26 protein-coding genes are annotated in these 23704 nt (G+C 64.8%); 15 read left to right on the forward strand and 11 right to left on the reverse strand.

Features of this window, described 5'->3' with window-relative positions; genetic code table 11:
• Positions 1–111: 111 nt before the first annotated feature.
• Positions 112–1596, reverse strand: coding sequence for an MFS transporter (locus KKR91_RS09765; protein WP_210229087.1), 1485 nt, complete (start codon positions 1594–1596; stop codon positions 112–114).
• A gap of 56 nt (positions 1597–1652) precedes the next feature.
• On the opposite strand from KKR91_RS09765, the gene KKR91_RS09770 reads away from it, so the two are divergent.
• From KKR91_RS09770 to KKR91_RS09785, 5 genes are all read left to right on the forward strand, one after another.
• Positions 1653–2237, forward strand: a complete 585-nt coding sequence (locus KKR91_RS09770; protein ID WP_210229089.1) for a TetR/AcrR family transcriptional regulator — start codon at positions 1653–1655, stop codon at positions 2235–2237.
• A gap of 114 nt (positions 2238–2351) precedes the next feature.
• Complete coding sequence (locus tag KKR91_RS17205; RefSeq protein ID WP_420481385.1) at positions 2352–2708, forward strand: SDR family NAD(P)-dependent oxidoreductase; 357 nt, start codon at positions 2352–2354, stop codon at positions 2706–2708.
• Between the two features lie 35 nt (positions 2709–2743).
• A complete protein-coding gene (locus KKR91_RS17210) occupies positions 2744–3184 on the forward strand; it encodes a Rossmann-fold NAD(P)-binding domain-containing protein (protein ID WP_420481386.1) in 441 nt (146 codons plus the stop codon).
• 74 nt (positions 3185–3258) lie between these two features.
• Positions 3259–3606, forward strand: coding sequence for a UBP-type zinc finger domain-containing protein (locus KKR91_RS09780; protein WP_210229091.1), 348 nt, complete (start codon positions 3259–3261; stop codon positions 3604–3606).
• Between the two features lie 79 nt (positions 3607–3685).
• On the forward strand, positions 3686–4495 hold the full coding sequence (locus KKR91_RS09785; protein ID WP_210229093.1) for an SDR family oxidoreductase: 810 nt from the start codon (positions 3686–3688) through the stop codon (positions 4493–4495).
• A 146-nt stretch (positions 4496–4641) separates the two neighbouring features.
• Here KKR91_RS09785 and KKR91_RS09790 read toward each other — a convergent pair whose 3' ends face one another.
• Positions 4642–5682, reverse strand: a complete 1041-nt coding sequence (locus KKR91_RS09790) for a lysylphosphatidylglycerol synthase transmembrane domain-containing protein (RefSeq protein ID WP_210229095.1) — start codon at positions 5680–5682, stop codon at positions 4642–4644.
• Between the two features lie 143 nt (positions 5683–5825).
• On the opposite strand from KKR91_RS09790, the gene KKR91_RS09795 reads away from it, so the two are divergent.
• The 5 genes from KKR91_RS09795 (at position 5826) to KKR91_RS09815 (ending at position 9094) form a co-directional block, all read left to right on the forward strand.
• Positions 5826–6971 (forward strand): ABC transporter permease, encoded by a 1146-nt coding sequence (locus tag KKR91_RS09795; protein ID WP_210229097.1) that lies wholly within the window; start codon positions 5826–5828, stop codon positions 6969–6971.
• Positions 6972–6973: 2 nt separating this feature from the next.
• Positions 6974–7669 (forward strand): ABC transporter ATP-binding protein, encoded by a 696-nt coding sequence (locus KKR91_RS09800; RefSeq protein WP_210229768.1) that lies wholly within the window; start codon positions 6974–6976, stop codon positions 7667–7669.
• Between the two features lie 24 nt (positions 7670–7693).
• Complete coding sequence (locus KKR91_RS09805) at positions 7694–8299, forward strand: TetR/AcrR family transcriptional regulator (RefSeq protein WP_210229099.1); 606 nt, start codon at positions 7694–7696, stop codon at positions 8297–8299.
• Positions 8296–8745 (forward strand): DUF3054 domain-containing protein, encoded by a 450-nt coding sequence (locus KKR91_RS09810; RefSeq protein ID WP_210229101.1) that lies wholly within the window; start codon positions 8296–8298, stop codon positions 8743–8745. Before KKR91_RS09805 ends, KKR91_RS09810 begins: the two co-directional genes overlap by 4 nt.
• A gap of 67 nt (positions 8746–8812) precedes the next feature.
• Positions 8813–9094, forward strand: a complete 282-nt coding sequence (locus KKR91_RS09815) for an Lrp/AsnC family transcriptional regulator (RefSeq protein ID WP_210229103.1) — start codon at positions 8813–8815, stop codon at positions 9092–9094.
• Positions 9095–9282: 188 nt separating this feature from the next.
• Here the strand turns inward: KKR91_RS09815 and trpD are convergent, their stop codons facing one another.
• Positions 9283–10329: an anthranilate phosphoribosyltransferase gene (gene trpD, locus KKR91_RS09820; protein ID WP_210229105.1), complete on the reverse strand. Its 1047-nt coding sequence runs from the start codon at positions 10327–10329 to the stop codon at positions 9283–9285.
• A gap of 159 nt (positions 10330–10488) precedes the next feature.
• Here trpD and ctaE point away from each other — a divergent pair, with 159 nt between their 5' ends.
• From ctaE to qcrB, 4 genes are all read left to right on the forward strand, one after another.
• Positions 10489–11127 (forward strand): aa3-type cytochrome oxidase subunit III, encoded by a 639-nt coding sequence (ctaE, locus tag KKR91_RS09825; RefSeq protein WP_210229107.1) that lies wholly within the window; start codon positions 10489–10491, stop codon positions 11125–11127.
• 86 nt (positions 11128–11213) lie between these two features.
• Positions 11214–12008: a cytochrome bc1 complex diheme cytochrome c subunit gene (gene qcrC, locus KKR91_RS09830; protein WP_210229109.1), complete on the forward strand. Its 795-nt coding sequence runs from the start codon at positions 11214–11216 to the stop codon at positions 12006–12008.
• Positions 12009–12095: 87 nt separating this feature from the next.
• Complete coding sequence (gene qcrA, locus KKR91_RS09835) at positions 12096–13127, forward strand: cytochrome bc1 complex Rieske iron-sulfur subunit (protein ID WP_210229111.1); 1032 nt, start codon at positions 12096–12098, stop codon at positions 13125–13127.
• A 2-nt stretch (positions 13128–13129) separates the two neighbouring features.
• On the forward strand, positions 13130–14815 hold the full coding sequence (gene qcrB / locus KKR91_RS09840) for a cytochrome bc1 complex cytochrome b subunit (protein ID WP_210229113.1): 1686 nt from the start codon (positions 13130–13132) through the stop codon (positions 14813–14815).
• Between the two features lie 72 nt (positions 14816–14887).
• Here qcrB and KKR91_RS09845 read toward each other — a convergent pair whose 3' ends face one another.
• The 7 genes from KKR91_RS09845 to KKR91_RS09875 form a co-directional block, all read right to left on the reverse strand.
• The gene (locus KKR91_RS09845) at positions 14888–15448 is read right to left on the reverse strand and encodes a hypothetical protein (RefSeq protein WP_210229115.1); all 561 of its coding nucleotides are present in this window, start codon (positions 15446–15448) and stop codon (positions 14888–14890) included.
• Positions 15449–15652: 204 nt separating this feature from the next.
• Entirely contained in the window at positions 15653–16450 is a 798-nt protein-coding gene (locus tag KKR91_RS09850; RefSeq protein WP_210229117.1) for a GntR family transcriptional regulator, read from the reverse strand.
• Between the two features lie 186 nt (positions 16451–16636).
• Complete coding sequence (locus tag KKR91_RS09855) at positions 16637–17038, reverse strand: cytochrome c oxidase subunit 4 (protein ID WP_210229119.1); 402 nt, start codon at positions 17036–17038, stop codon at positions 16637–16639.
• The gene (gene ctaD / locus KKR91_RS09860; protein WP_210229121.1) at positions 17035–18756 is read right to left on the reverse strand and encodes an aa3-type cytochrome oxidase subunit I; all 1722 of its coding nucleotides are present in this window, start codon (positions 18754–18756) and stop codon (positions 17035–17037) included. Before ctaD ends, KKR91_RS09855 begins: the two co-directional genes overlap by 4 nt.
• Before the next feature lie 9 nt (positions 18757–18765).
• Positions 18766–19620: an aa3-type cytochrome oxidase subunit II gene (gene ctaC / locus KKR91_RS09865; protein WP_210229123.1), complete on the reverse strand. Its 855-nt coding sequence runs from the start codon at positions 19618–19620 to the stop codon at positions 18766–18768.
• A gap of 207 nt (positions 19621–19827) precedes the next feature.
• Positions 19828–20229, reverse strand: a complete 402-nt coding sequence (locus KKR91_RS09870; RefSeq protein WP_210229125.1) for a HesB/IscA family protein — start codon at positions 20227–20229, stop codon at positions 19828–19830.
• Between the two features lie 190 nt (positions 20230–20419).
• Positions 20420–21826, reverse strand: a complete 1407-nt coding sequence (locus tag KKR91_RS09875) for a dipeptidase (RefSeq protein WP_210229127.1) — start codon at positions 21824–21826, stop codon at positions 20420–20422.
• Positions 21827–21908: 82 nt separating this feature from the next.
• Here KKR91_RS09875 and KKR91_RS09880 point away from each other — a divergent pair, with 82 nt between their 5' ends.
• Positions 21909–22508, forward strand: coding sequence for a DUF3043 domain-containing protein (locus KKR91_RS09880; protein ID WP_210229129.1), 600 nt, complete (start codon positions 21909–21911; stop codon positions 22506–22508).
• 86 nt (positions 22509–22594) lie between these two features.
• On the opposite strand, the gene KKR91_RS09885 is transcribed toward KKR91_RS09880, so the two are convergent.
• Positions 22595–23683: a quinone-dependent dihydroorotate dehydrogenase gene (locus KKR91_RS09885; RefSeq protein ID WP_210229131.1), complete on the reverse strand. Its 1089-nt coding sequence runs from the start codon at positions 23681–23683 to the stop codon at positions 22595–22597.
• Positions 23684–23704 lie beyond the last annotated feature (21 nt).

Consider the following 23704-nt stretch of genomic DNA (forward strand, 5'->3'; position numbering starts at 1 on the left):
AACACGTGCGCATAAAAGTGTGGACCGGCCCCTGCAAAAGCAGGAGCCGGTCCATCACTGTGTGAACAGCTGTGTTCCTTAATCCATCAGCACATCAGATCCATCAGCACATCAGCCGACGTGTGCCACCACGGGAGCCTGCACCAGGTCCGCCTTGGTCATGCGGATCATGAAGAAGCTGATCGGGGCCGCCAGAAGGATCGCGGCGCCGGCCCAGACGAAGGCCGACGAGTAGCCGCTGACCAGGGCCTGAAGCTGCGCATCCGGCAGGGCACCATTGCTCTCCAAGTAGGTTGAGATGGCGGCGGTGTAGATGGCAGTGAACAGCGCGGTTCCGATGGAACCGCCGATCTGCTGGGTGGCGGAAACGGCGGCGCTGGCCACACCGGCGTCGTGCTCGTTGACACCCGCCAGGGCGACATTCTGCAGCGGTACGAAAATCATCGCGAGGCCGAAGCCCAGCAGCACCAGTCCGGGCAGGACCTCCACGGCGTAGTTGCCCTCCACCGTGATGAAGGAGAGCCAGAAGAGGCCGACGGCGCCAACCACCGGTCCCAGCGTCATCGGCAGCCGGACACCGGTGCGCGGCAGGAAGTTGGACAGCACACCCGCGCCCGCCGTGATGGCCAGGGTCATGGGCAGCGATGCCAGGCCGGACTTCAGCGGCGAATAGCCCAGCACAATCTGGAAGTAGAAGACCAGGAACAGGATGCCGCCCAGCAGGGCCGCACCGGTCAGGGTCGAGACAAGGAACGCCCCGCCGCGGACCCGGTTCGTCAGCACCCGCAAGGGCAGCAGCGGGTTGGAGACCTTGGACTCCACAAACACGAAGGCGGCCAGGACAACGACGCCGGCTACGAGGAAGCCGATGGTCCCGGTCCGGGCCCAGCCGTTTTCAGCCTGCGCAAAACCGTAGACAAGCGCGGCAAGTCCGCCCACCACCAGGATGGCACCGGGCAGGTCGTAACGGGTGTTGCCGTGCGCCTTGCTCTCGCGGATCAGCGGAAGTCCGGCAGCTATGGCGACGACGGCGATGGGCACGTTCACCAGCAGGCACCAGTGCCAGGAGGCGTACTGCGTCAGGACGCCGCCGAGCAGAAGCCCCACCGCGGCGCCGCCGCCGCCGATGGCACCGTAAACGGCGAACGCCTTGATCCGGTCCTTGCCGGAGGGGAAGGTGATCGTGAGGATAGCCAGCGAAGCAGGTGCCAGGAGCGCGGCGAAGGCGCCCTGCAGGCCGCGGGCAACAAGGAGCATTTCGGTGCTCTCGGCGAAGCCGCCCAGTGCCGAGGCCAGGGCGAAGCCGGCCATGCCAACCATGAACGTGCGCTTGCGGCCCCAGTAGTCGGCAATGCGTCCACCGAGGAGCAGCAGCGAGCCGAAGGCCAGCGCGTAGATGGTAACTACCCAGGTGCGGTCGCCGTCGGACATGCCGAGCTCGCGCTGGGCGTCCGGCAGGGCGATATTAACGATGGTCCCATCCAGGACCACCATCAGCTGGGCCAGGGCCAGGACGGAAAGGAGCAACCAGCGGTGCGGGTGCGCTGCATGGTCGTGAGCCGGAGGCAATCCGGCTGAGGTGGTGCGGCGGTTCATATACGGGAGATCCTCATTCAAACGAACTAGTTGGTTGGCTTAGCTAGACTACAGGTATGAGATCAGACGGCGAAGCGACCCGGAGCCGGATCCTCGATGCTGCGCGGACGGAATTTGCCCGCTACGGACTGGCCGGGGCACGAGTGGACCGGATCGCCGGCGAAGCCCGTGCCAGCAAGGAACGCCTCTATGCCTACTTCGGTGACAAACGGTCCCTGTTTGCCACTGTCCTGGCCCTGAACCTGCAGGAGACCGCCGACCTGATCCCGCGGGACGCCCGGGACCTGTCCGGCTTTGTCGGCGCCATGTTTGACCACGCGGAGGAACATCCCGAGCACCTGCGCATGCTCGACTGGGCCAGGCTGGAGGAGAATCCGGACCTTCTGCCCCGGGTCCCCTGCGGCCGGCCCGGGCCCACCTCCGATGCAGTGCTCCGCGCGCAGGAGGCAGGCGTTATTGACCCGGCCTGGAATCCCGACGACCTCCTCATCCTGCTCTTTTCCCTCGCCACCGCCTGGGCGCAGTCCCCCGAAGCCCTGTTTACCGGCGCCGCTGATCCGGACACGGACTCACGGGGACGACGCCGGAACGCCGCCGTTGCTGCTGCCTGCCGGATCCTTGAACCACGCTCCGGTCGCTGAACCAGGAACCTGCGGCGCACTGCACGGGTAACACGGCGCAACCCGGGCAACGATGCATTGGCTGATCGCGGGCACCGGGCAATACTGGGAGAGTCCCCACCCGAGAGGCCTCCTGTGTCCAACCGAACCATCGTTATTACCGGCGCCAGCGACGGCATCGGTGCCGCGGCGGCCCGAGCGCTGCACAACCTGGGGAACCGCGTCGTCGTCGTCGGCCGTTCTCCCGAGAAGACCGCAGCGGTGGCCCGCGGGCTGGACTGTGACTACCTGGTTGCCGATTTCGCCCGGCTCGACGACGTCCGTTCCCTGGCCGGAACCCTGCTGGAGCGGTATCCGCGGATCGACGTCCTGGTGAACAACGCCGGCGGGATAATGGGCAGCCGCGAAGAGACCGTCGACGGCCACGAAAAGACGCTGCAGGTCAATCATCTGGCACCGTTCCTGCTGACCAACCTGCTGCTGAGCGCCTGATTGACTCGCGGGCGTCCGTGATCAACACGTCGAGCGTGGCCAACAGTCTTTTTGCGCACTTCGACATCGATGACCTGGAAGCACACCGCAGATACACCCCGAACCTGGCCTACGGCAACGCCAAACTGGCCAACATCCTGTTCACCCGCGAGCTCGACTCCCGGTACCGCGCAGACGGCATTTCCACTGCGGCCTTCCATCCGGGCGCTGTTGCCACCTCCTTCGCCAAGGGGTCCACCAGCATCATGCGCGTGATGTACCGGAGCATCCTGAACCGGTTCCTGATTTCACCGGACCAGGGCGCCCGGACACTTCTCTGGCTGGCCACCACCGAGCCCGGGCACGACTGGCAGCAGGGCAAGTACTACTACAAGTGCAAGATCTCCACCGCCAACAAGGACGCGTACGACGCCGCCCTGGCCGCGCGGCTCTGGGACGAGAGCGCCTGGATGGTGGGGCTGGCGCGGGCGGCCTGAGAGGCTGCTCCCCCTGTTCCGGCGCCGCTGCGCTGGCTACCGTGGATGCGGGGTGGTCCGCGGAAGAAGGTTCCATGTATGACGTAACCGGCATCAACGCAGGCGTTCCACCCTCCGGCCCCGGCTGCGTGGAATGCACCTCCGAGGGAAGCTGGTGGTTCCATCTGCGCCGCTGCGCGGAGTGTGGACACATCGGCTGCTGCGACTCGTCGCCGAACCGCCACGCCTCGGCACATGAGGAGGCCACCGGCCACCCGGTGATCCGCAGCTATGAACCCGGTGAGGACTGGTTCTGGGACTACCGGACCTCTTCCACCTTTAAAGGGCCGCTGCTGGCACCGCCGCAGCACCATCCGGCCACCCAGGCCGTCCCCGGTCCGGCAGGTCGGGTACCCGCGAACTGGCAGGACCTGTTGGGCTAGTTTCCGGCGAACTCCGAAACGGCTGGCCTATCCTCCCGGGGTTGGACGCTTTTCCATGTATACGGCGTAAACTAGAGATATGACTCGTACATACATCGTTACAGGATCAGGATCGGGAATCGGCGCCGCCACGGCCGAACTGCTGCGTGAGCGCGGCTACACCGTTGTGGGCGTGGACCTGCGCGGCGCCGAGGTTGAAGCGGACCTCAGCACGCCGGAGGGCCGCCGCACCGCAGCCCAGAAGGCGCTTGAGCTCGCCAACGGAAAGGTGGACGCCGTCATCGCCTGTGCCGGCATCTCCGCGCCGGCACCGATCACGGTGGCCGTCAACTACTTCGGCGTCACGGAATTCCTCGAGCTGCTGGCACCGACGCTGGCCAAGAGTGATGCACCGCGCGCCGCAGTAGTGAGCTCCATGGCATCCCTGCAGCCGAACTCCCCCGAGCTCGTGGACGCGCTCCTGGCCGGAGACGAGCCTCGTGCGCTGGAAATCGGTGCAGCCCTGGCCGAGCAGGGTCCGCGCGTGGGGTACCTGAACTACCCGTCCTCCAAGCGCGCCCTGAGCCGCTGGGTACGCCGCGCAAGCATTTCCGAGCAGTGGGCAGGCGCCGGGATCCCGCTGAACGCCGTCGCTCCCGGAACCGTCCTTTCCGCCATGACCAAGGACCTGCTGGCCACCCCCGAGGGTCGCCAGATGGTCGACTCCTCCGTGCCGATGCCGCTGAACGGCCACTCCGAGCCGGTCGTCATCGCCCGGCTGCTGGCCTGGCTGACGAGCGAGGAAAACACGCACACCACCGGCCAGACCATCTACACCGACGGCGGCGCCGACGCGACCCTGCGCGGCGACGACATCTGGGGCGGCAGCGGGCAGAGCATCTCCGCCTGAGAATCCTCCTGCCGCGGGTAGGCAGTACAGCCGCTTTACCCGCACGCACGACGGCGGCCCCGGGACTTTGAGCCCGGGGCCGCCGCCGTATCCGGGCCCGGGGCCGGTCTCGCGTCCGGACCCGCTGTTACTGCGCCGGGCGCACGTCACTGCGCCGCAGAATGCCGCAGCACCCCCAGCCGCAGCGACAGGTATGCCAGGGCTCCCACGGGAATCGGCAGCCAGAACTGCACCACCCGCCAGCACAGCACGGCCATGACTGCCACATGCTGGGGCGCCCCCATGGCCGCGAGCATCGGCACCAGCACAGCTTCCACCAGACCCAGCCCGCCGGGCGTCAACGGCACAAGCGCCAGCAGGGTGGCGAGCGAATATGCCAGCAGCAGCAGCTGCGGCTCCAGTGCATACCCAAAACCGGCGACAAAAACCCAGAGGCAGGCGGCGCCCAGGACATACCTCGCTGCGGCCAGCACAACGGCAGCCACAAGCCGCCGGGGGTTTTCGCGGAACATGTGGATCTCGGCGGCAAGGGTCCGCACGAACTGTTCAGCAGCCTCCGGCTTGATTACCCGGACTGCGCGCGCTGCCGCCCGCACGGCCCGCACAGCCCCGGCCAGATGCCGGTCCAGGACCATCAGAACGACAATCGACAGCACCAGCAGCGCCACCACCACCGCGCCGGCTGTCGTGAAATACCTACCTCCGCCGACGCCTCCGCGCGTGGCCAGCAGCGCACCCCCGAACAGTCCCGCCAGGACAAGGTTGGAACCGACAACCTGGATGGTTGCAGCACTGAGTGCATTTTGGGACATGACGCCGCAGCGCGTCAGGAGGCGGAACCGGGCTGCGGCGGCGGTGGTTCCGCCGCCCGGAACAGTGTGGTTGATTGCCAGGTCGGTCAGGTCGATCCGGAAGAGAGTGAAGAACCCCGGGAGGGTCTCGCCGGGCAGGACGGCGCGGGTGAGAAGACTGTAGCTGGCCTGCGACAGCGCCTGCAGGAGGACCGCTAGAACCACCAGGATCGGCGGCAGCTTCAGCAGTGCCAAGATCACATTGTCCGATCCGACCAGCTGAGGCAGGACAACATACTCAAACACCAGCACGAGGGCCAGGATCACTACAACCCAGCGCAGAAGCCGGGACTGCCTGGCACGACTCCAGGCGGTTCCCATGCGCTGCCGGTTCATCCATCAAGGACAACAGAGCGACGCCCAGGACAACAGTGAGCCGGGGGACGGCGCGGGATTGAGGGAAGTGAAACTTTTCTGACATGATGTTGGTATGTTCCTGACAGTCCGTCAGGATCACTTCCTACCCACGGAGTATTCCCATGTTTCTAGCACTGCGCGAACTGCGCTTTGCCAGGGCCCGGTTCGGACTGATGGGTGGCGTCATCGCCCTTATCGCCGTGCTGATGGTCCTGCTGTCCGGCCTTTCCTCGGGTCTCGTAAACGACGGCGTTTCGGGGCTCAAGAGCATGCCCGCCACCGCCTTTGCCTTCAACGAAGGCACCAAGACCGACAATGCCTTCTCCCGCAGCGTCGTCGACCCCGCGCAGGCCGAGGCCTGGCGCGGGCAGCCGGGCGTCGAGGAGGTGACCATGATGGGCTCGACCATGATGAACGGCGTGACGGATGAGGGCACACAGGTTGATCTCTCCCTGTTCGGCATCGACACTGAATCCTTCCTGGCTCCCGTTGTAGGCGAAGGGCGCGGCATCAACGCCGTCAATGAGGTGGTGGTCTCCCCCACCGGCGCAGACGAAGGACTGCACATCGGATCGGTCATCACCCTGGAGCGCCTCGACGTCGAGCTAACCGTTGTCGGGTACACCGAGGGCCAGGCGACTTTCGGACACGTCACTGTGGCCTATCTGCCGCTGGAAACGTGGCAGCTGATCGCCAGCGGCTCTTCCAGCCCCGGCGCCCCTACTGAAGCCGATACCGCGGCCCTGGATTTTGACACCGCCAGCACGATCGCCTTGCGCGCCGCCGACGGCGCAACGCTGGACCTCGCTGCCGGCGATGCAGCGGCAGGGACTGTCAGCTCAACACTCAAGGAATCCTTCGGCGCCTCGCCCGGGTATTCCGCTGAAACCCTCACGCTGCAGATGATCCAGGTCTTCCTGTACGCCATCTGCGCCCTGGTGGTCGGCGCCTTCTTCACCGTCTGGACCATCCAGCGCAAGCATGAGCTGGCAGTCCTTCGTGCCCTCGGTGCATCCACCGGATACCTGCTGCGCGACGGCATCTTCCAGGCCGTCGTCATCCTGGTCCTCTCGACCGCCGTCGGCCTGGCCGCAGGGCTGGGAATGGGTGCCTGGATGTCCGGCACCGCCATGCCCTTCGCCCTCGAGCCGGCACCCATAGCCGCAGCGACGCTGATTACCATCCTGATGGGTATTCTCGGCGCTGCCGTGGCCATCGTCCGTATTTCCAGGGTTGACCCCCTGGCTGCCCTTGGAGGACAGCGATGAGCATGCAGACCACAAATGCAGCAGATACAGTCCGCACCCGCGGATTGTCGATTGAGGGAGCAAGCCTTTCCCTCGGGGACGGCTCGTCAAGCGTCCAGGCCCTGGACGCCGTGAGCCTCCGCGTTGAACCCGGGGAACTGGTCGCGGTCGTGGGTCCCTCCGGAGCCGGCAAGTCATCCCTGCTGGCTGTCGCCGGCGCCCTCACCACCCCCGATTCCGGCCGGGTCAGCGTCAACGGCACTGACCTCTCCGGGCTGGGCAAGGCGGCCAAGGCCCGCTTCCGCCTGGAGAACATCGGTTTCGTTTTCCAGTCCGGCAACCTGATTCCGGCCCTGACCGCAGCGGAACAGCTGGAGCTTGTCCACCGAATGGCCAAAATGCCGGGGGTCTTCAACGCACACGACCTGCTTGATGCCGTGGGAATGGGACACAAGCTCAAGAGCCGCCCGGATCAGCTGTCCGGCGGCGAACGCCAGCGGGTGGGGATTGCCCGCGCACTGGTGACCAAGCCCACCCTGCTGCTGGTTGATGAGCCCACCGCAGCGCTGGACCGCCGGCGGAGCCAGGAGGTGGTGGAGCTGCTTGCCAGGGAAACCCATACACAGGGCGTTGCTACAGTTATGGTGACGCACGACCACGATGTCCTACATCATTGCGACCGGGTCGTAGAGATGGTGGATGGCCGGCTGGCCGGCTAGAGCACACAGGAACAGGAGGGGTCTTTGCCCCGTATTAATGCCCCGACGGTTGCCGAGCACCGGGCTGCCCAGCAACGGGCACTCCTGGATGCCGCCAAGACCCTCCTGGCAAAAACGGGCGAGGCACCCAGCATGGCGGAAGTCGCCGCGCTGGCGGGCCTCGCCCGGCCCAGTGCCTACCAGTACTACAAGTCCCGCACCGACCTGCTGAATGCCCTCGTGCTCGACGTGTTTCCACGCTGGGCGCAGCGGGTTGAAGAGGCAATGGCCGCCGAGCAGGATCCTGCAGACCGGGTCCTCGCCTACGTGCTCACCAACATTGCCCTGGTCGCCGAAGGCGAGCACGCCGTCGGCAGTGCACTGGCCGCAGTGGCGCCCAGTGAGGAACTCAATGCCCAGAGCTCGCTGATGCACGGCCAGCTCCTGGATCCGCTCGTTGGCACCCTCCGTGAACTCGGAGCCGAAGATCCGGCCGCCACGGCCGAGCTGATCAACGCCATTGTGCATTCGGCCACGAAGCTGCTTGAGTCCGGCTCGCCCGTTGAATCCGTCAACGCCCGCGTCACCGAACTCCTCGAACCCTACGTACGCGGGCACCGCAGCGGTGACCGCGGAAAGTCGCAGCCGTGAACGCCACAAACATCTCTCCCGCCAGCCGCAGCCGCTTCGCGCTCCTGGCCCTCGACGTCGTCCTGATCACCGTTTTTGCCGCACTCGGCCGCGACACCCACGAACACGGCCTGGACCCGGCCGGCGTTCTCGTGACTGCTTCCCCTTTCCTGGCGGCCTGCCTGGCCGGGTGGGCGCTGCTGGGCCGCTGGCGCTCCCCCGCGCGCATCTGGCCCGCCGGCATCATCCTGTGGCTGTTCACCGTGGCCGCCGGGCTGGGGATCCGTGCCCTGGCCGGAGGCGGCGTCGCGCCCAGCTTTGCCGTGGTGACACTCCTGGTCCTGGGACTCTTCCTGCTCCTGCCCCGCGCCGTGGCGGCACTGGTGCGCCGCAGCCGGCGGAACCGGCAGCCCGGGCGGTCCGGGCAGCCGGCATCCGCAGGAGATAGGCTCACAGACAGGGCCTGACGCCCCGCAGCAGTCCCAATCCCCCTCCGGCAGCCGGCACCGCGGCAGCACACGAAAGGCTCAAACCATGATCACCGCTTTTGTACTCATCCAGACCGACTCGGCCCGCATCCCCGAGTGCGCCGAGGAGATCTCCGAGCTCGACGGCATCAGCGAGGTCTACTCCGTCACCGGCGAGTGGGACCTCATCGCGATTGCCCGGGTGCGCCGCCACGAGGACCTGGCCGACACCATTGCCAACCGTCTCTCCAAGGTCGAGGGCGTCGTGGAGACCACCACCCAGATTGCCTTCCGCGCCTATTCCCAGCATGATCTCGACGCGGCATTTTCCCTCGGGTTCGACAGCTAAACAACTGCAGCGGGCAGCCGTTTTATCACGGATGGGCGACCTTTGGGTCTCATTTTGATAACAATTAGGTGCTGAGAAAAGCCGCTTTAGGCTCCGGACCCACCCCGCCTGCGGAAAATTCCGGGCGCTCCGCGGGTGGTTTTGCGGGCTGCTGCAACCCTGAAAATTCCGGAAAATTCCCGAAAAACCTAGCGGGTGACGTCGATCCAGCGGTCAAGAGCGGCCTGCGCCTGACCCGTGTCGATCGCTGCCTCGGCCCGGCGCAGCGCTGCGGCCAGCCGGCCGGTGAGGGGCCCGTCGGCGTGGGTATCGAGTGCCACCAGCGCTGCGGCGGCGTTGAGCACGACGGCGTCGCGCACGGGACCGCGGTCGCCCGCCAGGACGCTGCGCACCACGGCCGCGTTCGCCAAGGCGTCCCCGCCCCTCAGATCGTCCAGCGTGGCCCGGGGTATCCCCAGGTCCAGCGGATCCACCTTTGACTCCTCCACGGTGCCGTTACGGACCTCCCAGACGGTGGAGATACCGGTGGTCGTCATCTCGTCCAGGCCGTCCTCGCCCCGGAACACCAGTGCACGCACGCCCCGCGCAGCAAGCACGCCCGCCATCAGGGGCGCCAACCGGGCGTCGGCAACGCCGATCGCCGAAGCGCTGGGCCGGGCGGGGTTGGTCAGCGGACCCATGAAGTTGAAGGCTGTGGAAACGCCCATTTCCCGTCGGGGTACGGCGGCAAACCGCATCGAGGGATGGAAGACCTGGGCAAAGCAGAAGGTGATGCCGGCCTGGACCGCCGCTTTCGCAACGCGCTCGACCGTCAGGTCCAGGCGGACCCCGAGTGCCTCGATCACGTCGGCTGACCCGGAGGCCGACGACGCCGCACGGTTGCCGTGCTTGACCACCCGGGCGCCGGCGCCGGCGCAGACCAGGGCCGCCATGGAGGAGATGTTCACCGTGTTGTGCCGGTCTCCACCGGTGCCCACTATGTCGAGGGTCTCACCGGGGATCTCGATGGGACGGGCGTTCTCCAGCATCGCCTCCACGAGTCCGGCCAGCTCCTGGACCGTTTCCCCCTTGGCCCTCAGCGCCACGAGGAACCCTGCCATCTGCGCATCCGAGGCGTCTCCGGCCATGATGGTGTTCATCGCCCAGCGTGTCTGGCCGCTGCTCAGGTCCTGCCGCAGGATGAGGGCGTTTATCAGGTGCGGCCAGGTGTGTTCGGCGCTCGGATTCGTAGTCACATCCCCAAGGTTATCTACGAATCGTAGAAAATGCTGATTTGTTTCTGGTGAGCCAGTTCCGCGCCGTTACTGGGATCCGCGGGGTTTAGGCACTTTTTAGACGCGCCGTCCGTCTATAGCTGTTGGAGAAGTGGGGAGTTTTACGTCCATAATGTCTATGTGACAACAGCGACCCATGCCCCCAGTACCCCGGCTCACCCCACGCTGAACCGCCCCAATATGGTTTCCGTTGGAACCGTAGTGTGGCTGGCCAGCGAACTGATGTTTTTCGCCGCCCTCTTTGCCATGTATTTCACCCTTCGCTCCACGTCGAGCGATCTGTGGGCCATGGAGACGGAGAAGCTCAACGTTCCCTTCGCGTTCGCGAACACGGTGATCCTCGTTCTTAGTTCCGTTACCTGCCAGTTCGGCGTCTTTGCCGCCGAACGCCTTCAGCCGCGCCGCACAGGGGGACTCTTCAACGTTTCCCGCTGGGGCATGGTCGAGTGGTTCCTCCTGACCTTCGTCATGGGCGCCGTCTTCGTTGCCGTCCAGGCCTTCGAATACGCAACCCTCGTGACCGAAGGCGTATCGATCTCGTCGAACTCCTACGGGTCGTCCTTCTACCTGACGACCGGTTTCCACGGCCTTCACGTGACCGGCGGTCTCATCGCGTTCCTGTTCATCATCGGACGCGCCTATGCAGCGAAGCGCTTCGGGCACTTCGAAGCGACCTCCGCAATCGTGACGTCCTACTACTGGCACTTCGTGGACGTAGTCTGGATTGCCCTGTTCGTCATCATCTACTTCCTGAAGTAGTCCCAGCGGCACCAGAGCCGGCAACAGTTAAGAACCCCCAAAGTGGCACCAGCACACAAAAGACCACACAAGTTAGGAACCACCAAGTGAAGGCACTATCGCAAAGGCGACGTCATCCCCTAGCAGCAGTTGCGCTGCTGCTGCTGGGACTCCTCGTTACGGGTGGGCTCTACGCAGCAGTCTCCGGCGCCAACGAAGCCAAGGCTGCCACGAGCACCGCCGGCTACACGCCTGATGACGAAGCCCAGGGCGAGAAGCTCTTCATCGCCAACTGCGCCACCTGCCACGGCATGGACGCCTCCGGCTCCGACAACGGCCCGTCCCTCGTCGGCGTGGGCGCCGCATCCGTCGACTTCCAGGTCGGCACCGGCCGCATGCCTATGGCAATGCACGGACCGCAGGCCCAGCAGAAGCCGGTCCAGTTCACCGAAGAGCAGACCAGCCAGCTTGCGGCCTACGTTGCAAGCCTGGGCGCCGGACCCACCATCCCGAGCAGCGAAATCGCAAACGCCGAGGGCAATGCCGCCGAGGGCGGGGAGCTCTTCCGCGTCAACTGCGCAATGTGCCACAACGCTGCCGGTGCCGGTGGCGCGCTGACGGAAGGCAAGTTCGCTCCCTCGCTGGAGGGCGTCTCGGAGAAGCACATCTACGAGGCCATGGTCACGGGCCCGCAGAACATGCCTGTCTTCAACGACTCCAACATCACCCCCGAGGACAAGCAGAGCATCATCACCTTCCTGAAGACCACGGAAGCCAATGGCTCCCCGGGCGGCGCCGAACTCGGCTCCCTCGGCCCTGTTTCCGAAGGCCTGTTCATCTGGACGGCCGGACTTGGCCTCATTATCGCTTTCACCATTTGGTTGACCTCCCGGTCTTCCTAGACATCACCCGCGCTCACCCCCACGGGGTGACATCACAGTTACACATAGGTCTATAAATGCAGTTTCAAGAGAAGGATGAGGGGGATCATGGGCGACCATAGTCACGGCAGTCCGAACACCTCGGGCACCGTCGCTACGGCTGGCCAGGGCGACGAGGAGAAGTTCCGGAATCCCGGGCTTCCTCCGCACCGCCCACGGTTGGCCGATACGAATCCCCGCGCTGAGAAGCGGGCCGAGAAGCAGGTGGCGGCGCTGTTCGTCGTCTCCATCATCGGCACGCTCGTGTTTTTTGTCGGGTACTTCGGTATCAAGCTTGAAGGCGATCACACCATCGCCGATATCCGGGTGCAGAACCTGCTCCTCGGCCTCGGCACCGCTTTCGCGATGCTGGGCATCGGCGTCGGCATTGTCCACTGGGCAAAGACGCTTATGCCGGACCACGAAATCACCGAGGAACGGCACGAAATCCGTCCCGAGGAAGACCGCGTGGTTGCCGAGAAGATTGTCGGCGACATCATCGAGGAAACGGGCATCAAGCGCCGTCCCCTGATCCGCAACACCCTCCTCGGCGCGATGGTCCTCGCGCCGCTTCCCGCCATCGCCGTTTTCCGCGATCTCGGTCCGCTGCCGGGCAACACCCTGCGGCACACCATGTGGGATGAAGGCGTACACCTGACCCGCGATCCCAGCGGTACCCGGATCAAGGCCTCGGACGTGACCCTGGGTTCCGCATTCCATGTCATCCCCGAGGGCCTGAACGAGTCAGAGCACAAGCTGGAGGAGAAGGCCAAGGCCGTCGTCCTGCTCATGCGCCTGGACCCGGAGTCCCTGAACCCCTCCCCCGGCCGTGAAGACTGGAACGTGGACGGCATCGTCGCCTACTCCAAGATCTGCACGCACGTGGGCTGCCCGGTTGCGCTGTACGAACAGCACACCCACCACCTGCTCTGCCCGTGCCACCAGTCCACCTTTGACCTCACGCAGGAATGCAAGGTCATCTTCGGACCGGCTGTCCACCCGCTGCCGCAGCTGCCTATCGCCGTTGACAGCGAAGGCTACCTGATCGCCCAGAGCGATTTCCATGAACCCGTTGGACCGAGCTACTGGGAGCGTGGCTAACCATGAGTGTTCCCTCTGCTACTCCCTACGAGGCTAAAACCCGTCTCGGCCGCGTCACCAACTTCGTCGACTCCCGGGTCAGCGGATCGGCCATGGTCAAGGAATTCGGCCGCAAGGTCTTCCCCGACCACTGGTCCTTCATGTTCGGTGAAGTGGCGCTGTACTGCTTCGTCATCCTGCTGCTCTCCGGAACGTTCCTGACGTTCTTCTTCGATCCGTCGATGGCTGAGACCCACTACGAAGGCAGCTACGTCCCGCTCAAGGGCGTGGAAATGTCCGTTGCCTACGAGTCCTCCCTGAACATCTCCTTCGATGTCCGCGGCGGCCTCTTCATGCGCCAGGTCCACCACTGGTCCGCACTGCTGTTTGTTGCCGCTGTATCCGTGCACATGCTGCGCGTTTTCTTCACCGGCGCCTTCCGCAAGCCCCGCGAGCTGAACTGGGTGGTGGGCGGCGTCCTGCTGATCCTGTCCCTGGCAGCCGGCTTCACCGGCTACTCCCTCCCCGATGACCTGCTCTCCGGCAACGGCCTGCGGATCATCGACGGCGTCGTCAAGGCCATCCCGGTAGTCGGCACGTACATCAGCTTCTTCCTCTTCGGCGGAGAGTTCCCCGGCACCGACATCATCGGCCGCCTGTACATGCTGCACATCCTGCTGGTACCGGCCCTGATCCTGCTGATGATCGCCATCCACCTGTTCATGGTGGTCATCCACAAGCACACCCAGTACCGCGGCCCGGGACGCACCAACAACAACGTTGTCGGCTTCCCTGTCGGTCCGGTCTACGCCGCCAAGGCCGGTGGATTCTTCTTCATCGTCTTCGGCATCATCGCGATCATTGCCGGCCTGTTCACGATCAACCCGATCTGGAACTACGGCCCGTACGACCCCTCCCCGGTCTCCGCCGGTACCCAGCCTGACTGGTACATCGGCTGGGTTGACGGCGCGCTGCGCCTGATGCCGGGTTGGATCGGCAACATCCCGATGGAGTGGAACATTCCGTTCCCGTGGGGCACCAACACGCTCTCCATGAACGTGCTGTTCCCGGCGCTGGTTCCGGCCGGCATCGTCTTCACCCTGCTGTTCGCCTGGCCGTGGATTGAAGCCTGGCTGACCAAGGACACCCGCGTCCACAACCTGCTGGATCGCCCGCGGAACGCCCCGTTCCGCACCGGCGTCGGCGTTGCCGGCATCATCTTCTACTGCACCATGTGGGCAGCTGCCAGCTCCGACCTCATCGCCACGCACTTCCATGTGTCGCTGAACGATGTGACCTACTGGCTGCGCTTCCTGGTGATCTTCGGACCGCTGATCGGCTTTGCCGTGACCCGGCGGATTGCCCTCGCCCTGCAGCGCAAGGACCGCGAGATCGTGCTTCACGGCGTGGAGAGCGGCCGTATCGTCCGGCTTCCGCACGGTGAGTACATCGAGGTCCACGAGCCTGTGGACGAGTACAAGCGCTACAAGCTGGTTGACTTCAGCTCCTACGAAGTGACTCCGGCCCAGCCGGATGCCCGCGGCAAGATCTCCGGCAAGGAGAAGCTGCGCGGCAGGCTCTCAAGGTTCTTCTTCGAGGACCGGGTTGCCCCGGTCACGCCGAAGGAACTCGAAGCAGCGCACCACCACGAGTCCCCCGCTGAAGTTGAAGCGGTGGAAGAAGACCAGACGTCGATCACGAACCGCTAGGTTCATTCGACACTGAGATAAACGAAAGGGAGCCGGTCAGCATTTGCTGACCGGCTCCCTTTCTCTGTGTCCCTAGCCCAGGACGAAAGGCTTCTTAGCGGGCAGCGGGTGCCGGCGCTTCCACGCTGTCGGGTCGGCAAACGGAGCCGAGCCGATGCCCAGCTTGGTGAAGTCCAGGTTGGCTTCGCGCAGGACCACCAGCATGCCCTTCACTGCCTTGGGCACATCGGGGACCAGGCAGAAAATGTTGAGCTTGCCCGGCACGAATTCGCTTTCTTCCACGGTGCCGAGCCCGCGCCAGGCGAAATAGGATTCCAGTGCGGTGCGGGCCTTGTACTCAAGGTAGCGGTCACGCTCGGAGCCCTCGGCGGACTTCAATGCGTACTGGGCAACCACCCAATACTGTTCCTCTGCCGGGATCTCCGCATAGCCAAGTTCCGCGGACTTCGCAGCAAAGGCAGCAAACTTCTTCTCTGCGGCCTCGGCGTCGATGCCTGCAACAGTGCTGCCGTTGGCCATAAAGCCAACAGGACCCTGCGTGATCATGAATTCCGCGGACTCCTCGTCATACATGGCCTCACGGAAATGCAGGACCCCCTTGCCGTCCCGGTGGTACATCATGATAGTGCTCATTGGTCATAGCCTTTCTGGGCTGATCGGAAATATCGAAGCATGTGGTGTGGGGGCCGACCGCGTCCACGGCACGCCCGGCGGAGGCTCTCCCCCGCTGGGCCGGCCAAAAGGCTGGCGCAGTGCCCGCACATACAGTGCCGGCCTTTGCTGGCAGGTGCCCGGGCGGCTGGACTGGCGGGTATCCCGGCGGTCCGGAGAACCGCGTCAGGAGCCGGGATGCCGTCCCGGGTGGTAGGAACGCGGAGTCCGCATTCCCGGCCGCTGCAGCGGCACCCAGAGCTTGTAGCGGTCTGCACGGTAGTAGGAGACGGAATAGTCCACCATGGACCGTGAGACGTAAGCGTGCCGCTGGATTTTCAACAGCGGCGCCCCGAGCTCGACGTTGAGCAGCCGGGCGATCGAAGCCGACGCCGCCGTAGCCTCGATGGTGTCCTCGCCCCACTCGATCAGCATCCCGTAACGCTCGCTCAGCACCCGGTAGAGGGACGTGGGCGGCTCTTCGTCGAGCATGCCGGGGACATGCACGGCCGGGATGAAGTTCTCGTCGACGCTCATCGGCTCGCCGTCAGCGAGCAGCTGCCGCCGGAACCGGATCACAGGCTGTCCGTGGTCGATCTGCAGTTCGCGGGCCACCAGGTGCGACGCGCCGATCTGTTCGAAGCTCAGGACCCGGGCATCCGGAACCATGCCGCGGCGGTGCATTTCTTCGCTGTACGACGTCAGTTTGATCTGCAGGTCCACTTTGGGGCGGGCGACAAAGGTGCCCAGGCCGACCACGCGTTCGAGTACTTCGTCGGCAACAAGGGCGTCGATGGCCTGCCGTACCGTCATGCGGGCGACGCCGAAGTGGTCGGCGAGTTCACGCTCCGAGGGTATGGCGGAACCGGCCGCTCCACGCTGTTCGACGAAGCGCCTCAGGATGTTCTGCAGCTGCAGGTGCTTGGCGATTCCGGCCGTCGGATCAATCAGGTCCGGAAAGGTGCCAAGGGTGCGATCGCTCATGGCCGCCGGATTCCGGAACGGGTACTGCTGCGCATCCGGTTCCTTCCCTGGGCGCTGGTGCTCCTCCAAGGATAACAAGCATTAACGACGAAGGGCCCGCAGTTGCCTGCGGGCCCTTCGTCGTTGTCATGTTCTCTAGCCGTGCGGCAGCTGTTTTAGCTGCGCACAACCTGCCGTACCGAGGCCCTAGTGTGCGTGGGCTCCACGGCTGTACTCATAAACCCAGCCGACCAGGGCGATGATCGCCAGGCCTGCACTGATGTACAGGATCCACCAGCCCACGGCCAGGCCGAGGAAACCGCCGGCGGCCGAAAGGCCGACCAGCAGGGGCCACCAGCTCCAGGGGCTGAAGAAGCCCTGCTCGCCGGATCCTTCGTGGATTTCGGCGTCGAGGCGGTCTTCGGGACGGGCACCAATGCGGCGTCCGGTGAAGCCGATGTAGAAGGCGATCATGGCCGACATGCCGGCCGTGAGGAACAGGGCCAGATATCCGACCGGCTCCATCCACTCGACGAGGAAGCCGTACACAACACCGACCACCAGGAAGAACGGGGCCAGATAAGCGAAGAGCTTAGTCTCTACCTTCAATTGACCTTCTCCTTACGGTCGCCAGGTCCGAAGACCTTGCCGGCAGCCGTGGCATCGGTCACGGTCTGCTGCAGTTCAGGGTGGTGCAGGTCCAGTGCCGGGCGCTCCGAACGGATGCGAGGCAGGGACGTGAAGTTGTGGCGCGGCGGCGGGCAGGATGTGGCCCACTCGAGCGATCCACCGAAGCCCCAGGGATCGTCAACTTCAACCTTCTTGCCGTGGCGCCAGGTGATGTACACGTTCCAGAAGAACGGAATCATTGAGGCGCCCAGCAGGAACGAACCGAAGGTGGAGAACTGGTTCATCAGGGTGAAGTTATCTTCCGGCAGGTAGTCGGCGTAGCGGCGCGGCATGCCGAGCACGCCCAGCCAGTGCTGAACCAGGAAGGTGGCGTGGAAGCCAACGAACAGCATCCAGAAGTGGATCTTGCCAAGGCGCTCGTTGAGCATCTTGCCGGTCCACTTGGGCCACCAGAAGTAGAAGCCGGCGAACATCGCGAAGACAACGGTTCCGAAGATCACGTAGTGGAAGTGAGCCACCACGAAGTACGTGTCGGAAACGTGGAAGTCGAGCGGCGGCGACGCCAGGATGATGCCCGTGAGGCCACCGAACAGGAAGGTGATCAGGAAGCCGATGCTCCACAGCATGGGAGTCTCGAACGTGATCGATCCCCGCCACATGGTGCCGATCCAGTTGAAGAACTTCACGCCGGTTGGCACCGCGATCAGCATCGTCATGAAGGAGAAGAACGGCAGCATGACTGCGCCGGTGACGTACATGTGGTGTGCCCACACGGTCACGGACAGGGCTGCGATGGCGATTGTTGCGTAGACCAGGCCCTTGTAGCCGAAGATCGGCTTGCGGCTGAAGACCGGCAGGATCTCAGAGATGATGCCGAAGAACGGCAGCGCAATGATGTAGACCTCCGGATGCCCGAAGAACCAGAACAGGTGCTGCCAGAGGATGGCTCCGCCACGCTCGGGATCGAAGATATGCGCTCCGAACCGGCGGTCGGCACCCAGGGCAAACAGTGCTGCTGCCAGCGGCGGGAAGGCCATCAGGACGAGGATACCGGTGACCAGGGTGTTCCAGGTGAAGATCGGCATCCGCCACATGGTCATGCCCGGGGCACGCATGCAGATGATCGTGGTGATGAAGTTGACCGCACCCAGGATCGTACCGAAACCGGACAGTGCCAGGCCGAAGACCCAGAGGTCTCCGCCGACGCCCGGGGAGAACGTGGTGTTCGAGAGCGGTGCGTAGGCAAACCAGCCGAAGGACGCAGCACCCTGCGGGGTGATGAAGCCTGCCACCGCAATGGTGGAGCCGAAGAGGAAGAACCAGAAGGCCAAGGCATTCAGGCGGGGGAACGCAACGTCCGGCGCACCGATCTGCAGCGGCATGATGACGTTTGCGAAGCCCGAGAACAGCGGGGTGGCGAACATCAGCAGCATGATGGTGCCGTGCATGGTGAACAGCTGGTTGTACTGTTCCTTGGTCTGCAGGATCTGCATACCGGGTTCAAACAGCTCGGCACGGATGACCAGAGCCATCACACCTGCGAGACAGAAGAAAATGAACGATGCAATCAGGTACATGTACCCGATGGTCTTGTGGTCAGTGGAGGTGATCCAACTGACAATGATGCGTCCCTTGGAGACGGGGACGACGCGCGGTGCAACCTGAGTATCTTCCGAAGTGTATTCGAGAGTAGTCACAGCTTCCTCCTACCTCCTTACTTCGCTTGATTCTGAGTTGTACACGCGGTCGTACTCGGAGCCTGCCTGGCCTTCGGGCAGGGTGGCCAGGTACGCGTCGTACTCGGCCTCCGAAACCACCTTGACGTTGAAGAGCATTTCCGAGTGGAATTCGCCGCAGAGTTCGGCGCACTTACCTTCGTAGGTACCCTCGACGCCGGGAGTGATGTTGATGTAGTTCGTGCGTCCCGGGTAGAGGTCCATCTTCTGAAGGAAGGCGGGAACCCAGAACGAGTGCTGCACGTCGCGGGAGTTCAGCTGGAGCTCAACGGTCTGGTTGACCGGCAGGTAAAGGGTGGGCATTTCGGCCTCTGCCTTTTCCGTGCCGTCCAGGTTCACCTGGACGTTGAGGTCGTACTTGTCCTCATTGACGTAGTTGAAGTCCCACGACCACTGCTTGCCGCGTACGTCCACAACGACGTCGGGATCATCCACCCGCTCGCTGATGGCACGGATGTCCTGGTCGGTGAAGTAGAACAGCACCAGCACCATGAACAGCGGGATCGCCGTGTAGAAGATTTCCAGGGGAAGGTTGTAGCTCATCTGCCGCGGGTAGCCGGTTTCGTTCTTCCGGCGGCGGTAGGCGACGATGCACCAAAGAATCAGTGCCCAGGTCAGCACGCCAACTGCCAGAGCGGCGATCCATGAATTGACCCACAGGTCCATGATTCGGCCGGTGTGGTTGGTCATGTCGCGTTCCGTGGGCAACCAGCCTCTTTGGACTTCTGACGAACAACCCGATAAAAACAACGCGCCGGCCGACGTTACGGCTGAGATCTTAAAGATCCTGGCGCGTCGGCTGCTGGTTCGGTCCTGCGAACTCACAGACGGCCCTTCCTCTTGTTACGTGCAAGTGCGGCACAGCAGGCAGACAAAAGCCCCCAACTGCGCACGATCAGTTTTACTACTACGTGTAGAGCTTACCCGCACGCGTGGCCATCCAGTGACAGACCGCACCGCGTCCCGGCATAATTCCGCTTGTTACGGCTCCGCCGGGACCCCGTCAGTGAAACGGGGCATCCGGGACGGAGTCTAGTGGAACGAGTCTCCGCAGGCGCATGATCCGCCTGCGTTGGGGTTGTCGATGGTGAACCCCTGCTTGGAAATGGTGTCCTCGAAGTCGATGGACGCGCCCGACAGGTACGGCACGCTCATCTTGTCGACGATGACCTCCACGCCGTCGAAATCCCGGACGGCGTCGCCGTCGAGGACACGCTCGTCGAAGTAGAGCTGGTAAATCAGGCCCGAGCAGCCGCCTGGCTGGACAGCCACGCGGAGCCGCAGGTCGGTCCGGCCTTCCTGCTCCAGCAGGCTGCGTACCTTGCCGGCAGCAACCTCGGAGAGGGCAACATCATGGGTCGGCAGTTCCGTTTCAGGAGCGGTGGCCGCCGCAGTATCCACGCCGGTGGCCGTTTCGCTGGTGGAAGTACTCATAACTTCTCTCTTTCTCACGTGGTCCGTGCACGGGAGGGCAGTTGCGCTCCCCCGGGCCCCGGGCCAGTTCATTCTCCATGGTACGTCCGAGCGTCCCGGTGGAGGCAACGCGGCCGGGCCCGGAAACATTTCCGAACCCGGCCTCCCTGCCGGCTGCAGGTGATTGACCCACCCGCTTCCGGCCGGTGACTTAGGAGTTGCTCTGCCCCAGGCTGGCCAGCAGCAGCGCCTCGGCCAGGATGGCGTTACGGAAGTCGCCCAGGTCCAGGGATTCATTCGCGCTGTGCGCACGGGAATCCGGATCCTCCACGCCGGTGATCAGGATCTGCGCGGCGGGGAACATCTCGGTCAGATCGGCGATGAACGGGATGGAGCCGCCCATGCCCGATTCCACCGGATCCACGCCGCTCCAGGCTTCCCGCAGCGCCCACAGGGCGGTGCGCGCGGCCGGTGCGGACGTGTCGGTGGCGAAAGCCTGCCCCTGCTCCCCCGGCGTGAACGTGACCTTGGCGCCGAACGGCGCGTTCGCCTGGACGTGGCGCTCGACGGCGGCCATGGCAGCTTCCGGGCTCTGCCCCGGAGCCAGGCGCAGACTGAACTTGGCACGCGCCTTGGGCTGGATGGTGTTCGAGGACATGTCCACGGACGGAACGTCGATGCCGATGATGGACAGTGCCGGCTTGGTCCAGAGGCGGGAGGCGATGGACCCCGTTCCGGCGAGCTGAACGCCGTCGAGCACCGAGGAGTCGGCACGGAAGTCGGCTTCGGCGTATTCCACGGCGGCGTCGTCGGACGCCGCCAGCCCGGCGATGGCGACGTCGCCGGCGTCGTCGTGGAAGGTCGCGATCAGGCGTGCCAGCAAAGTGGGGGCGTCAAGCACGGGGCCGCCGAACATGCCCGAATGCACGGCGTGGTCCAGCACCTGGACCTCCACGGTGCCGTCCACCAGGCCGCGCAGGCTGGTGGTCAGGGCCGGGACGCCGACCTTCCAGTTGCCGGAGTCGGCCACCACAATGACGTCTGCCGCCAGGAGGTCCCGGTACGTTTCGAGGAAGTCACGGAAGGTGGGAGAGCCGGCCTCCTCCTCCCCTTCGATGAACAGGGTAATGCCGACGCCGGATTCTTCCCCCAGCACCTCGTCGAGGGCGCGGATGGCGCCAATGTGCGCCATGATGCCGGCCTTGTCATCCGCTGCACCGCGTCCGTAAAGCCTGCCGTTCCGCTCGGTAGCCGTGAAGGGCTCGGATTCCCAGAGGGCCAGGTCCCCCGGCGGCTGCACGTCGTGGTGGGCATAGAGCAGCACCGTGGGCGCTCCTGCCTTGGCAGGCCGGCGGGCAACGACTGCCGGACCACCGGGCTTGCCATTGTTGTCCACGCGCAGGGTCTGTACATCGGACAGGCCTGCCTCACGGATCAAGGCTGCCACGGCGGCGGCGCTCTCGTTCAGGCGTTCCGGGTCGAAGGAGTCCCAGGCGATGCCTGGAATGGCAACCAGGGACTTGAGCTGTTCAACCGTCCGGGGGAAGTCTGCAGTCACGGCTGTGCGCAGGGCATCCACGTCCACGGACGGGGAAGAGGATTCTGGATTCAAAGTCATAACAAAACAGTACAGCCGTGCACCCGGCGGCCGCCGACCGTAACCTCCCCGCACAGGGCCGGCGCCAAGGTATCCTAGAGGGGTGTTCGGACGAAAGAATGAAGCGCCCACCGCGCAGGAAACTGTGGATCAGGCTGCCGCGGCAGCCCAGACCAGCTCAGCCCGCGCCGCTGCGGGGAAGGGAACACCCACTCCTAAGCGGAAAGACCAGGTAGCTGCACGCCAGCGTCCCCTGGTCCCCACGGACCGCAAGGCCGCGAAGAATGCCAGCCGCGAAGCGATGCGTGAGGAGCGGCTGAAGACGCGCGCCGCCCTGGATACCGGCGACGAGCGCTACCTGCCGCTGCGCGACAAGGGTCCGCAGCGCCGCTTCATCCGCGACGTGGTGGACTCCCGCTGGAACCTCGGCGAGTTTGTCATGATCGCCGCCCTGGTCTTTGTGGTGGTCAGTTTCATCCCGAACCTCACGGTGCAGAGCATCATCATGCTGGCGTTCTGGGTCCTGATCCTGGCCGTCATCGCCGACTCATTCATCCTGCGGGCGCTCATCCGCCGGCGCGTGAGTGCCAAGTTCGGCGCCACCAATCCGGGCGACGTCTGGTACGGCGTATCCCGCGCACTGCAGCTGCGCCGGTTCCGCCTGCCCAAGGCCCTCGTCAAGCGCGGCGAAAAGCCCGCCTAGCCAAGGCGCGCAAAACGCATCAAACCAAAAAAGGAAGGGCTGCTCCGGTTGGAGCAGCCCTTCCTTTATGCCTGTCTATGCCGTTATCAGGCCCGGGCGGCATCCTTCTTCATCATCCGGGCCAGCTGCCGGTTGATCCGGGCAGCCCAGAACGGCCCTTCGTAGAGGAAGGCCGTATAGCCCTGGACCAGGGTTGCCCCGGCGGCCAGGCGCTGATGTACATCGGCTGCGGACTCCACGCCGCCCACCGAGATGATGACCGGGCCGTTCTCTCCCAGCGCGGCGTGCAGGCGGTTGAGCACGGCAAGGGACCGCTGCCGCAGCGGGGCACCGCTGAGGCCGCCCACACCGCAGGCGATCACCTTCTGCGGATCGGTCACCAGCCCCTCCCGGGTGATGGTGGTATTGGTCGCGATCACCCCGTCCAGCCGCAGGTCCAGGGCCAGCGCGGCGACGTCGTCAATATCCTCGTCCGTGAGGTCCGGGGCAATCTTCACCAGCAGCGGCACATGCCGTCCCGCTGCCTGGTCGGCGGCCTGCCCGACGGCGCTCAGCAGCGGCCGCAGCGAGTCGATGCTTTGCAGCAGCCGCAGCCCCGGGGTGTTCGGCGAAGACACGTTGACCACCAGGTAATCGGCGTGCGGAGCCAGCTCGCGGGCGCTGATCAGGTAATCGTCCACAGCGTCGGCCAGGTCCACGGCCTTGGTCTTGCCGATGTTGATCCCCACTACCGGGCGGGGCCGGCCATGGGTCCGCTCCAGCGCGGCGCGGGCGCGGGCAAGCCGCGGTGCGACGGCGGCGGCGCCGTCGTTGTTGAAGCCCATCCGGTTGATCACTGCCCGGTCCTCGACCAGACGGAAAAGCCGCGGCTTCGGGTTTCCCGGCTGTGCCCGGCCGGTCACAGTTCCGACCTCCACATGTCCGAAGCCCAGGTTGGCGAGGGCAGTGATACCGGAGCCACCCTTGTCAAAGCCTGCCGCCAGCCCGAACGGGGAGGGGAAATCCAGGCCCAGTGCCTGCACCGCCAGCTCCGGCGCCGGACGCATCAACCGGCGCATTACCGGTGCAGCGGGAGTCCGCGCCACCGCCTTGATCAAGTCGAAGCCGATTTTGTGGGCCTTTTCGGGATCCATGCCGGCAAAAACGACACGGAAGAAGGTGGGATAGACGCGCATGGTTTCATGGTTCCACCGGCG

It is taken from the genome of Arthrobacter jiangjiafuii (genome assembly GCF_018622995.1).
GTDB classification, from domain to species: domain Bacteria; phylum Actinomycetota; class Actinomycetes; order Actinomycetales; family Micrococcaceae; genus Arthrobacter_B; species Arthrobacter_B jiangjiafuii.